At 72.8% G+C, this 268-nt stretch carries 1 protein-coding gene; it reads right to left on the minus strand.

Features of this window, described 5'->3' with window-relative positions:
- On the minus strand, positions 1 to 268 hold a 268-nt coding region (locus MJ643_RS30825; protein WP_247727325.1), incomplete at both ends, for a hypothetical protein.

Raw genomic sequence — 268 nt, forward strand, 5'->3', positions numbered from 1 at the left:
CTGCTCGCCGGTGCTGAGGCTCAGGTCGTACACCGCGGTGACGAGCTCGATGTCCTCGTCGTCGAGCTCGCCGACAGGGGCGTCCTTCGCGACCGCGGTCTCGATGATCAGATCGGTCCCGGCCGGGGCGGTGCCCGCCGGGATCGACACGGCGAACTCGCCGACGGACGCCTCAGCACCGTCCTCCCCGATCGGTACGACGGCGCTGCCGTCGGCGCCCGTCGTCATCGCCGTCGCGGCGGCGGACGTCGTCGGGAGATCGGTGCCG

It is taken from the genome of Pseudomonas sp. PNPG3, from assembly GCF_023093815.1.
GTDB classification, from domain to species: Bacteria; Pseudomonadota; Gammaproteobacteria; order Pseudomonadales; family Pseudomonadaceae; genus Aquipseudomonas; species Aquipseudomonas asiatica.